This window comes from Pseudonocardia kunmingensis, assembly GCF_006716445.1.
Classification (GTDB): Bacteria; Actinomycetota; Actinomycetes; order Mycobacteriales; family Pseudonocardiaceae; genus Pseudonocardia; species Pseudonocardia kunmingensis.
Genome location: NZ_VFPA01000006.1, coordinates 253,052 through 265,046, shown reverse-complemented (window position 1 = coordinate 265,046; position 11,995 = coordinate 253,052). Strand labels below are relative to the sequence as shown.

General features: G+C 73.9%; 9 protein-coding genes. 5 read left to right on the top strand and 4 right to left on the bottom strand.

Annotated elements, in window-relative coordinates:
* Window positions 1–14: 14 nt before the first annotated feature.
* Genes FB558_RS37820 through FB558_RS37810 form a run of 3 tightly spaced genes read right to left on the bottom strand, consistent with a single transcriptional unit; the run spans window position 15 to window position 4,320 of the window.
* A complete protein-coding gene (locus tag FB558_RS37820; protein ID WP_246107054.1) occupies window positions 15–938 on the bottom strand; it encodes a carbohydrate ABC transporter permease in 924 nt (307 codons plus the stop codon).
* Window positions 935–1,951 (bottom strand): ABC transporter permease, encoded by a 1,017-nt coding sequence (locus FB558_RS37815; RefSeq protein WP_142062709.1) that lies wholly within the window; start codon window positions 1,949–1,951, stop codon window positions 935–937. The genes FB558_RS37820 and FB558_RS37815 overlap by 4 nt, the downstream gene beginning before the upstream one ends.
* Window positions 1,948–4,320 (bottom strand): beta-xylosidase/alpha-l-arabinosidase, encoded by a 2,373-nt coding sequence (locus FB558_RS37810; RefSeq protein ID WP_142062706.1) that lies wholly within the window; start codon window positions 4,318–4,320, stop codon window positions 1,948–1,950. The genes FB558_RS37815 and FB558_RS37810 overlap by 4 nt, the downstream gene beginning before the upstream one ends.
* 227 nt (window positions 4,321–4,547) lie before the next feature.
* Between FB558_RS37810 and FB558_RS37805 the strand changes: the two genes are divergently transcribed.
* From FB558_RS37805 to FB558_RS37795, 3 genes are read left to right on the top strand one after another with little or no spacing between them, the layout of a single operon-like run.
* Complete coding sequence (locus FB558_RS37805; protein WP_142062703.1) at window positions 4,548–5,594, top strand: LacI family DNA-binding transcriptional regulator; 1,047 nt, start codon at window positions 4,548–4,550, stop codon at window positions 5,592–5,594.
* Window positions 5,595–5,613: 19 nt separating this feature from the next.
* A complete protein-coding gene (locus tag FB558_RS37800; RefSeq protein ID WP_142062700.1) occupies window positions 5,614–6,627 on the top strand; it encodes an acetylxylan esterase in 1,014 nt (337 codons plus the stop codon).
* A 4-nt stretch (window positions 6,628–6,631) separates the two neighbouring features.
* Window positions 6,632–7,795 carry a PucR family transcriptional regulator gene (locus FB558_RS37795; protein WP_142062697.1) on the top strand — a complete coding sequence of 388 codons (1,164 nt, stop codon included), beginning with the start codon at window positions 6,632–6,634 and terminating at the stop codon, window positions 7,793–7,795.
* Here FB558_RS37795 and FB558_RS37790 read toward each other — a convergent pair.
* The gene (locus FB558_RS37790) at window positions 7,760–9,724 is read right to left on the bottom strand and encodes an acetoacetate--CoA ligase (protein WP_142062694.1); all 1,965 of its coding nucleotides are present in this window, start codon (window positions 9,722–9,724) and stop codon (window positions 7,760–7,762) included. The two genes, FB558_RS37795 and FB558_RS37790, sit on opposite strands and share 36 nt — an antisense overlap.
* A 191-nt stretch (window positions 9,725–9,915) precedes the next feature.
* Here FB558_RS37790 and pdhA point away from each other — a divergent pair, with 191 nt between their 5' ends.
* Both pdhA and FB558_RS37780 read left to right on the top strand, forming a co-directional pair.
* Window positions 9,916–10,986, top strand: coding sequence for a pyruvate dehydrogenase (acetyl-transferring) E1 component subunit alpha (pdhA, locus tag FB558_RS37785; protein WP_142062691.1), 1,071 nt, complete (start codon window positions 9,916–9,918; stop codon window positions 10,984–10,986).
* An 18-nt stretch (window positions 10,987–11,004) separates the two neighbouring features.
* The gene (locus tag FB558_RS37780) at window positions 11,005–11,988 is read left to right on the top strand and encodes an alpha-ketoacid dehydrogenase subunit beta (protein ID WP_425468150.1); all 984 of its coding nucleotides are present in this window, start codon (window positions 11,005–11,007) and stop codon (window positions 11,986–11,988) included.
* Window positions 11,989–11,995: the final 7 nt, after the last annotated feature.

The following is an 11,995-nucleotide window of genomic DNA, read 5'->3' as shown; positions in this document are numbered from 1 at the left end:
ACCCTCTCCTCTGCCTATTGCTTGACGGAGCCGAGCATCACGCCCGACACGAAGAACCTCTGGATGAAGGGGTAGACGGCGAGGATCGGCAGGACGGTGAGCACGATCGTCACCGACTGGATGTTCGCCGCCACCTGCAGCAGGCTGTCGCCGCTGCCGCCGGTCGAGCCGGCCGTCTCGGCACCCGCGATGAGGTTGCGCAGGTAGACCGTCACCGGGAACAGCTCGGCCCGGTCCATGTAGAGGAACCCGGCGAACCAGGAGTTCCAGAAGCTGACCGCGTAGAACAGCGTCATCGTCGAGACCACCGCCTTCGACAGCGGCAGCACGATCCGCCAGAGGACGCCGTAGGTCGACAGGCCGTCGATCTGCGCGGCCTCCTCCAGCTCGCGCGGCATGTTCTCGAAGAACGACTTCATCACGAGCAGGTTGAACACCGAGATCGCGTTGGGCAGCACGATCGCCCACAAGGTGTTCTTCATGCCGAGGCTCGTGATGAGCACGTAGTTCGGGATCAACCCACCGTTGAAGAACATCGTGAACACGGCGATGCCGATCAGGGCGCTGCGCCCGCGCAGCTCGTGCTTGGACAGCACGTAGGCGTAGCAGGTGGTGAGCACCATCGCGATGGCCGTGGCCACCACCGTGTAGACGACGGTGTTCTGGTAGTTGCGCCAGAACATGTCGTCGGACATCACGAGCTGGTAGGTGACGGTGTTGAAACCCCTGGGCAGGAGGTTGACCTCGCCCGCGCGGATCGCGGCCTCGTCGCTGAACGACTGGGCGACGATGTTGAGGAACGGGTAGAGCGTCACGGCGACCACGCCGAGCAGCACCACCGTGTTCACCACCCGGAACGCGCGGTAGGCGCGGGAGTCCTGCATCCCCGGACGTCGGCGGACGCGCACGGCCGGCTTGGTCGCCACGGTCTTGGTCACCACAGGCTCGCTCCCACCGTGCGCCGCGAGATCGCGTTGGCCGAGAGGATCAGCGTGAGGCCGATCACCGCCTCGAACAGGCCGATCGCGGCGGCGTAGCTGAAGTTGTTCGACAGCAGGCCGAGCCGGAACAGGTAGGTCGAGATGACGTCGGCCGTCGGGTAGGTCAGCGGGTTGTACAGCAGCAGGACCTTCTCGAAGCCGACCGCCATGAACGTGCCGATGTTGAGGATCAGCAGCGTGACCATCGTGGGCCGGATGCCGGGCAGCGTGACGTGCCACGTCTGGCGCAGGCGGCCGGCGCCGTCGATGCGGGCGGCCTCGTAGAGGTTCTCGTCGACGGCGGTGAGCGCGGCGAGGTAGAGGATCGTGCCCCAGCCGACGGTCTGCCAGACCTCCGAGGAGACGTAGATCGTGCGGAACCACTCCGGCTGCTGCAGGTACGGCACGGCGTCGCCGCCGAACGCGCGCACGATCTGGTTGACCGTGCCCTCCACCGACAGCAGCTGCATGACCATGCCGGCGACGATCACGATCGACAGGAAGTGCGGCAGGTAGGACACCGTCTGCACGAACCGCTTGAACCAGCGGACCCGCACCTCGTTCAGCAGCAGGGCCAGCACGATCGGCAGCGGGAAGCAGAACAGCAGCGAGAGCGCCCCGATGAGGAAGGTGTTGCCGAACACCTGCCAGAACGTCGGGTCGTTCAGGAACATCAGCACGTAGCGCAGGCCGACCCAGTCCTCGCCGAAGATGCTGCCGCCGGGCTGGAACCGCCGGAACGCGATGACGTTGCCGAGCATCGGGACGTAGCGGAACACCAGGAAGAACAGCAGGGGCAGCAGCACGAGCGAGTACAGCTGCCAGTCGCGGCGCAGCGCGCGCCGCCAGGGCACCTTCGCACCCGTGCGGGGCGGCGGCGGATCGGCGGCGACCACCGCGGCACCGGCCGCCGCCACCGGGCCGCGGGGGCTCGCCCCGTCGACCGCGAGTGCCGGGTCCTGCACGCTCATGCGACCTCCTCCGCCGGCTCGGCGGCGCTGCGGACGGCGGGGCCGCGCTCGACCGAGACCGCGGTGACCAGCGCGCGGTCGTGCCCGACCGCGCGCTCGGCGCCCACCAGGCGCAGCGGCAGTGCGGCCACCACGTCGGCGCTGGAGCGCGCGACGCGCAGCTCGACCTCGCCGGGCTCGACGATCCGCCGCCCGTCCCGGCCGGTGAAGGCGGTGACGTCGGCGGGAACGGTGAACCGGACGCGGGCACCCTCCCCCGGCTCCAGCGCGACGCGGGCGTAGCCGACCAGGCGCACGACCGGGCGCGTGACCTGCGCGACCGGGTCGTGCAGGTACAGCTGCACCACGTCGGCGCCCGCCCGCTCGCCGGTGTTGCGCACGGTGACCTCGACCTCCGCGGCGCCGTCCACCGCCCAGTCGCGCCGCGCGGCGCGCACACCGGTCCAGGCGAACTCCGTGTAGCCGAGCCCGTGCCCGAACGGGAACGCGGGCGTCGGGTCCACGTCGGAGACGCCGGAGCGCAGGCCCAGCGGCGGTGACAGGTAGGTGCCGGGCTGCCCGCCCGCGTGCCGCGGAACGCTCACCGGCAGCCGGCCCGACGGCGCGACGGCCCCGGTCAGCACCTCGGCGATCGCCTGCCCGCCGCGCTGGCCGGGGAAGAACGCCTGGACGATCGCGGCCGCGCCGTCCGCGTACTCGCCGATCGCGTAGGGCCGCCCTGTGACCAGCAGGACGACGACCGGGGTGCCGGTGGCCAGCACCGCGCGCAGCAGGTCGGGTTGGACTCCGGGCAGCGTGAGGTCGGTGGCGTCGCAGCCCTCCCCCGACGTGCCGCGGCCGAACAGGCCCGCCCGGTCGCCGACGACCACCACGCAGACCTCGGCCTCGCGCGCCGCGGCGACGGCGGCCGGGATGCCGCTGGTGTCCGGCTCGGTCACGTCGCACCCGCGGACGTGCTCGACCGGGCCGTGGGCGGCCCGGAGCTCGTCGAGCACCGTGGGGATCTCGATGCCCAGCGGCAGGTCCGGGTGGTGCACGCCGACGTGGGCGGGGAAGGAGTAGCAGCCCAGCATGGCCAGCGGCTCGTCGGCGAGCGGGCCCACCAGCGCGACCCGGGTGCCTGGCGCCAGTGGCAGGACCGCGCGCGGGTTGGCCAGCAGCACGATCGACTCGCGCGCCAGGCGCAGCGCGGTGTCGCGGCTCGCGGCGTCGTCGAGCACCGGGTCCGGAGTGGCGGGCTGTGGCGACCAGTCCTCGTCGAGCAGTCCCAGCTCGGCCTTCTGGGCGAGCACGCGGCGCACGGCCCGGTCGACGAGGGCCTCGTCCACCTCGCCCGCCCGGACGGCGTCGTGCAACGGCGGACCGTACGCGTCGACGGTGGGCAGCTCCACGTCCACGCCGGCCGCGAGCGCGAGGCCCGCGGCCTGCGCACCGTCGGCCGCGACCCGGTGCAGCGTCTCGAGGAACCGCACGCCGAAGTAGTCGGCCACGACGGTGCCGGTGAAGCCCCACTCCTCGCGCAGCAGGCCGGTGAGCAGCGCGGTGTCCGCCGCCGATGGCACGCCGTCGATCTCGGTGTAGGAGTGCATGACCGACCGGGCTCCGCCCAGGCGCAGGGCCGCCTCGAACGGCGCCAGCACGACGTCGGCCAGCTCGCGGTGGCCCATCGACACCGGCGCGAGGTTGCGGCCCGCCCGCGAGGCCGCGTAGCCCGCGAAGTGCTTGAGCGTGGCGACGATCCCGGCGCCCTCGAGGCCGCGCACGTAGGCGGCACCGACGGTGGCGACGAGGTACGGGTCCTCGGAGATCGTCTCCTCGGTGCGACCCCAGCGCGGGTCGCGGGTGACGTCGAGGACCGGCGCGAGGCCCTGGTGCACGCCGACCGCCCGCATCGAGGCGCCGATCCGCCCCGCCATCTCCTCGACCAGCTCGGGGTCGAACGCGGCGCCCCAGGACAGGGGCACCGGGTAGGCCGTGGCCCGCCAGGCCGTGAAGCCGGCCAGGCACTCCTCGTGCACCACGGCCGGGATGCCGAAGCGGCTCGCGGCCACCACCTGGGCCTGCGACCGCGCGAGCGAGCGCGCCGCGGCGGCGGGCTCGACGGGCGCGGTGCCGAACGGGCGGGTGAGCTGGCCGAGGCCGTGGCGGGCAACGTCGGGCCAGGTGACAGGCCGCGAGGTCATCTGCGCCTGGTGCGGCGCCACCTCCCCGCCCGTGGCGTCGGCGCCGACCCACACGCCCACGAGCTGCGCGAGCTTCTCCTCAAGGGTCATCCGCCCCGCGAGGTCCTCGGCGCGCTCCTCAGGAGCCCGGCGCGTGTCCCGCCATGCGGGTACCACGGCGGGCTCGATCTCCACGTGGGCGGTCATCGGGCGGCGTTGCCTCCGGCGTCGAAATTTCGGGCGAGTCTCCGATAGTCGAGAGGCAACCTAGGAGGCGCCTCTCACAGGCGTCAAGCCCCGAGCTGCAGCGGAACGATCTCGACGTGGCCAGGCCGGCGAGCCGCGTCCTCCGCGCGGGCGTCGGGCTGCTAGGTTGCGCCGATAGTTGCGACACCACGCCGCCGCCCCAGCACCGAACCCCCGGGAACCCACCGATGCCGAACTCCCGCAGCAACGGGCACTCCGGTCCGCCCGGCCCCGCGGCGACGATCTCCGCGATCGCCGCCGAGATCGGCGTGTCCGTCCCGACCGTGTCGAAGGTGCTCAACGGGCGCGCCGACGTCGCCCCGGACACCCGCGCGCGGGTGGAGGAGGCACTGGCCCGCCACCGCTACAAGCGCCGCCCCCGGCGCACCGCGGCGCCCGGCCCACCGCTGGTCGACCTCGTGTTCCACGAGATGGACTCGGCGTGGTCGATCGAGATCATCCGCGGCGTCGGGACCGCCGCGGCGGCCGCGGGCGTCGGCGTGGTCCTCTCCGAGCTCGGCGGCGAGCACCACCCCCGCCAGGAATGGCTCGACGCGGTGCTGGCCCGGCGGCCGCAGGGGGTCATCCTCGTGCTGTCCACGCTCGCTCCCGAGCAGCAGCACCAGCTGGAGAGCCGCTCCATCCCGTTCGTCGTCGTCGACACGCTCGGCGAGCTGCCCACCGGCGTGCCCACCGTCGGCTCCAACAACTGGGGCGGCGGCCTCGCCGCCACCCGGCACCTGCTCGGACTGGGGCACCGGCGCATCGCCGTGATCTCCGGCCAGGAGGACGTGCTGTGCTCGCGGGCCCGCATCGACGGCTTCCGCAGCGCCCACGACGAGGCGGGCGAGAGGGTCGACCCGTCACTGATCCGGCACGGTGACTTCTCCGTCGACGGCGGCTACCGCCACGGCAAGGACCTGCTCGCGCGGCCCGACCGGCCCACCGCGGTGTTCGCCGGCAACGACATGCAGGCGCTGGGGGTGCTGCGGGCCGCGCGGGAGCTCGGGCTGGACGTGCCCCGCGACCTGTCCGTGGTGGGCTACGACGACCTGCCGCTCGCCGGCTGGACCGGCCCCGCGCTCACCACGGTCGACCAGCAGCTGCGCACGATGGCCGGCACCGCCACCACCATGGTGCTCGCACTCGCCCGCGGCGACGACCCGCCGCTGCGGCGCATCGAGCTGGCCACCGAGCTGGTCGTGCGCGAGAGCACCGCGCCACCCCGCGAGTAGACCGGAGCAGAGGAGACCCGTGGCGCTGTTCGACCTCCCGCTCGACCGGCTCGAGACCTACCGCCCCGAGGTCCGCGAGCCCGCCGACCTCGACGCGAGCTGGGCGGCCACGCTCGCGGACGCGCGCAGGGCCGATCCCGTCGCCGACGTTCGGCCCGTCGAGAACGGCCTCGTGCTCGTCGACACCTGGGACGTCACGTTCCGCGGCTTCGGGGCGCACCCGGTGCGGGCGTGGTTCTCCCGGCCGGCGCACGCCGGCGACGCCGATCTGCCCGCGGTGGTCGAGTACCTCGGCTACGGGCGGGGGCGCGGCCTGCCGCACGAGCGGCTCACCTGGGCCGCCGCCGGCTACGCGCACCTGCTGATGGACACCCGCGGGCAGGGCGGCCAGTACGGCACGGGCGGCGACACCGACGACCCGGTCGGCGCAGGCCCCGCCGCCCCCGGCTTCCTCACCCGCGGGATCCGCGAGCCCGCGCAGCACTACTACCGGCGCCTGGTCACCGACGCCGTGCGGGCCGTCGACGCCGTCCGCGAGCTGCCCGGCGTCGACCCGCGGCGCGTCGCCGTCGCGGGCAACAGCCAGGGCGGCGGGCTCGCGCTCGCCGCCGCGGGGCTCGTCGGGGACCTCACCGCGGTGCTGGCGAGCGTGCCCTTCCTCTGCCACCCCGGGCGGGCCCTGGAGATCACCGACGCCCACCCGTGGCAGGAGGTCGTGCAGTACCTGTCGGTGCACCGCGGCGCCCAGGACGCCGTCCTGCACACGCTCTCCTACGTCGACGGCGTGAACTTCGCCCGCCGCGCCACCGCGCCCGCGCTGTTCGCCGTCGGGCTCCGCGACACGGTGTGCCCGCCCTCCACCGTGTTCGCCGCCTACAACCACTACGCCGGGTCGCCCAAGGAGATCGCCGTCCACCCCTTCAACGGCCACGAGGGCGGCGACGCCGTGCACGTGCGTCGCCAGCTCGAGTGGCTCGCCGCCACGATGCCGTCCAAGACGCCGTCGCGGGCGCCGGCGGCAAGTACGGTCTGAGCTCGTGGAGGGAGCGGGCGCGTTGTCGGTGGTCGCCGCCGCGTGGCTGCCCGACGTCGAGGTGCTGACCGAGCGCCTCGTCACCGCGGTCTTCACCGACAACCCGGAGTGGACCGACTACCGGCGGGTCCCACCCGAGGACCTGCGCGACGGGTGCCGGCAGTACCTGGCCCGGGTGCTGGTGCTGGTGGCCGAGGGGCGTCCCGGCGACGCCGACGACGACCCCGTCGCCGGCCCGATCGGCCGGCACCGGGCCGAGCAGGGCGTCCCGCTCGAGGTGATGCTGCGGACCTTCCGGTTGGGGGGCCGGGTCGTCTGGGAGGCGCTGCTGGAACGCGCCGCGCCCGTCGACGTGGCCGCGCTGGGCGCGGCCGCCACCGCCATGTGGACGGTCGTGGACGGGCTGTCGTCGGCGTTGTCCACGGCGTACCGGCAGGCCGAGGCCGAGCAGCTGCGCCGCGACGACCAGCGCAGGCACGCGCTGCTCGAGGAGGTCGTCGCGGGCGGCACCACCGGGCAGCGGGTCGCCGACCAGCTGGACCTGCCGCTCGACGGCGGATACCTGATCGTGGTCGCCGACCTGGACGCCGACGGCACCGCGGCGCTGCCCAGCCCGCAGACCGCGCTCGCCGCCCTCGGCGTCCGCTCGGTGTGGCACGCCCGGACCGACACCCTCGTCGGGCTCGTCCCGGCCGACGGGCACGGCCCGCCGTTCGTCCTCGGGGCGCTGCGGTCCCTCGCCCGCGGGCGCGTCGCGGTGGCCCGCACGTCGCACGGCCTCGCCGGGGTCGCCACGGCCCACCGCCTCGCGGTCCTCGCGTTGGGCACCACGCCCAAGGGCAGCGCGGGCGTCGTCTGCGTGCAGGACCGCTATCCCGAGGCGCTGCTGCTGCGCTCCCCCGAGCTCACGCGCCGCATCGTCGAGTCGTGGCTCGGGCCGGTGCTGCGGCTGGCGCCGCGCGAGCGTGACGTCCTGCTGGAGACGCTCACCGCATGGCTGGAGGCCGACCGCTCGGCCGGGGTCGCCGCGGAACGGCTCTACTGCCACCGCAACACGGTGCTCAACCGCCTGCACCGCGTCACGGAGCTCGTCGGCCGCCCGCTCACCGGACGGCAGGCCTACGTCGAGCTCTCACTCGCCCTCTCCGCACTGTCCCTGCCCGACTGAGCTGTCCCCGCCCGACCGAGCCGACGCGAGCTCGACGAACGCGTCCAGCGACGACGGGTCGGCGAGCACGTCGCGCCCGGCGACGTCGTCCGGCGCGGCGCCGAGCAGGATCCGCTTCACCGGCAGCTCCAGCTTCTTGCCGGTCCGGTTCCGCGGCACGGCGGGCACGGCGACGATCCGGTCCGGGACGTGGCGGGGGGACAGCGCGGTGCGCAGCGCCCCGGCGATGCGGGCGCGCAACGCCTCGTCCAGCTGCGCCCCGGGCGCGGGCGCGACGCACAGCAGCAGCTCACCGTTCCCGCCTGCCGGGTCCTCCAGGTGCACCACCAGGCTGTCGGCGACCTCGGGCAGCTCCTCGACCACCCCGTAGAACTCGGCCGTGCCCAGCCGCACGCCGCCCCGGTTGAGCGTGGCGTCGGACCGGCCGGCGACGACGACGGTCCCGGCCCCGGAGAACCGCACCCAGTCCCCGTGCCGCCACACCCCGGGGTAGAGGTCGAAGTAGGCCTGCCGGTAGCGCGCGCCGTCCGCGTCCCCCCAGAAGCCGACGGGCATCGACGGCATCGGCTCGGTGATCACCAGCTCGCCCAGCTCACCCACCACCGGCTTCCCATCGGCGTCGAACGCGGCTGCCGCCACACCGAGCGCGGGCCCGGCGATCTCCCCCTCGACGACGGGCTGCCACGGCCCGCCCTGCACGATGCCCGAGCACACGTCGGTGCCGCCGCTGCCGACGTTGAGCAGCACGCCCGGGAACTGCTGCGCCACCCAGCGGTAGCCCTCGGGCGGCAGGGGGCTGCCGGCGGCGCCGATCTGGCGGATCCGGGAGAGGTCGTGCTCGCGCGCCGGCTCCAGGCCCGCGGCGCGGCAGGCCATCAGCCAGCCCGGCGAGGCACCCATCAGCGTCGCGCCGGTCTCCGCGGCCAGCCGCCACTGCCGGCTGGCGTCGGGGTGGACCGGGTCGCCGTCGACCAGCACGACGCTCGCACCGACGAGCAGGCCGGAGACCAGCGCGTTCCACATCATCCACGCCGTGGTGGAGAACCACAGGATCCGGTCGCCGGCGCGCAGGTCCCAGCTCAGGGCGTGGTTCTTCAGGTGCTCGAGCAGGATCCCGCCGTGCCCGTGCACGATGGCCTTCGGCCGCCCGGTGGTGCCGGAGGAGAACAGCACGCAGAGCGGGTGGTCGAACGGCACGTACTCGGGCACGAGATCGGCCGGTTCGGCCAGCAGCGCCTCCCACGGCAGCGCGTCGGGCACCTCCCCCGGGCCGTAGGGGATCGCGACGACGTGGCGCACCGACGGCAGGCCGGCCCGCACCGCGGCGACCTCGGCCGTGCGGTCGACGGGCTTGACCCCGTAGGTGTAGCCGGGGACGACGAGCAGGACGACCGGCTCGACCTGGGCGAACCGGTCGATCACGCTGCGAGCGCCGAACTCGGGGGCACAGCTCGCCCACACCGCGCCGAGGCTCGCGGTGGCCAGGAACGCCACGAGGGTCTCGGGGATGTTCGGGGCGTAGGCGACGACGCGGTCCCCGCGGCCCACGCCGAGGCGCCGCAGGCCCGCGCGGGCGCGGGCGACCTGGTCGCGCAGCTGCGACCAGGACAGCTCGACCCGGTCCCGGGTCTGCGAGTACGCGATCACCGCAGGCTCGTCGCCCGCCCGGCGCAGCGCGTGCTCGGCGTAGTTGATCCTCGCGCCCGGGAACCACTGCGCCCCCGGCATCCCCCGGCTCGCCAGCACGGCCTCGGGCGGCGTCTCGAACCGGACGGCGAAGAACTCGGCGACGGCCGACCAGAAGCCGTCGAGGTCGCCGGTCGACCAGGCGTGCAGGTCGGCGTAGGACGCGAAGGTGCGCCCGCGCTCGGTGCGCAGCCAGTCGAGGAAGCGCGCGATCTCGGTGCCCTGCGGCGGGACGGTGCCCATGCTCCCCCTATAACAGGTTTCCTGATATAGACCGGGCGAATGCTACAGCACCTGCTCGCCGCGGCGCGACATCCGGACCATTGGGCAATCTGCCCAATCGCGCGGCGGCGAACGTGGGCATCCGATCATGGTGCGGGCCCCCGCCCGGGACGAGGCTGACGGGAGCGACGCCGCGACCCGGAGGACCTGCCATGACGACGACGACCAGGGCGAAGACGGCCAGCCGCCGCCGCAAGCCCGCCGACCCGCTCGCGGCCGAGGACCCGGCGCTCCTGCGGGACTGGTTCCGCCAGATGGTCCTCGTGCGCCGGTTCGAGGAGCGCGCGGCGCAGGGCTACACCCAGGCCAAGATCGGCGGGTACTGCCACCTCAACCTCGGTGAGGAGGCCACCGTCGTCGGGCTGCTCGCCGCGATGCGCCCCGACGACTACCTGTTCACCAACTACCGCGAGCACGGCTACGCGCTGGCCAAGGGCATCGAGCCGGGCCGGGTCATGGCCGAGCTCTACGGGCGCACGACCGGCACGTCCAAGGGCTGGGGCGGGTCGATGCACCTGTTCGACGCCCACGCGCGGCTGCTCGGCGGCTACGGCATCGTCGGCGGCCAGGTGCCGCTCGCGACCGGCGCGGCGATGGCGATCGACTACCGCGGCGGTGACGAGGTCGTGGTCTGCCAGATGGGCGACGGCACCACCAACATCGGCGCCTTCCACGAGTCGCTGAACATCGCGGCGCTGTGGAACCTGCCCATCGTCTACGTCGTGGTCAACAACGGTCTCGGCATGGGCACCACGGTGGAGCGCTCCTCCGCGGAGCCCGAGCTGCACAAGCGCGGCTCCGCGTACCGGATCCACGGCGAGCGGGTGGACGGCAACGACGTGCTCGCGGTCCGCGACGCCGCCCGCCGCCTGGTCGAGCGGGCGCGGACGGAGGGGAAGCCGGCGCTGCTGGAGTCGATGAGCTCCCGCCTGAAGGGTCACTCCGTGGTCGACCCGGCGCGCTACCGGACGGGATCCGACGTCGAGGCGGCGCGCGCCGCCGACCCGATCGCCCGGTTCCGCGCCGCGCTGCTCGCCGCCGGGGTCGCCGACGAGGACGGGCTCACCGCGCTCGAGGCCCGGGCGAAGACCGAGGCCGACGAGGCCGTCGCGTTCGCCGACGCGAGCCCGCACCCCGACGTCTCGACGCTGTTCGACCACACCTACGCCACGCCCGTCGCCAACGAGTCGCGCCGGATGCCGGCGGACGCGCTCTACCGCTGAGGAACCGCCGTGCCCGAAATGACCTACCGCGAGGCCCTGCGCAGCACCCTGCGCGAGGAGCTGCTCCGCGACGACGACGTCCTGCTGATCGGCGAGGAGATCGGCGTCTTCGAGGGTTCGTACAAGATCACCGCAGGCCTGCTCACCGAGTTCGGCGAGAAGCGCGTCCGCGACACCCCCATCGCCGAGGAGGGCTTCGTCGGCGCCGCCATCGGCGCCGCGATGCTCGGCCTGCGCCCGGTCGTCGAGATCATGACGATCAACTTCTCGCTGATCGCGCTCGACCAGATCGTCAACCACGCCGCGAAGATCTACGGGATGTTCGGCGGCCAGACGTCCGTGCCGATGGTCATCCGGACCCCCGGCGGCGGCGGCCAGCAGCTCGGCGCCACCCACTCGCAGAACATCGAGCTCTATTACGCGTTCGTCCCCGGCCTGAAGGTCGTCGCGCCGAGCACGCCCGCCGACGCCAAGGCGCTGCTGCGGGCCGCGATCCGCGACGACGACCCGGTGCTGTTCCTGGAGAACCTCGCGCTCTACAACACCAGCGGCGAGGTGCCCGAGGACCTGCCTGCCGCCGAGATCGGCCGCGCCGCGGTGACCCGCGAGGGCAGCGACGTCACGATCATCGGCTACTCCCGCATGGCGACGGTGGCCACGGAGGTCGCGCAGCGGCTGGCGGAGTCGGGGATCTCCGCCGAGGTGGTCGACCTGCGCAGCCTGCGCCCGCTGGACCGCGACACGATCGTCGCGTCCGTGCGGAAGACGGGCTGCGCCGTGGTGGCCGAGGACGACTGGCTCACCTACGGCATCGGCGCCGAGATCGCCGCGACGATCTCCGAGGGCGCCTTCGACCACCTCGACGCCCCGGTGCGCCGCGTCGCCGCCGCCGAGGTGCCGCTGCCCTACGCCAAGCCGCTCGAGCAGGCCGCGCTGCCCTCGGCCGACTCGCTGCTGACCGCCGTGCGGGAGACCCTGGCCGCCGTCGGCCGGCTCCCCTGACCCGCCA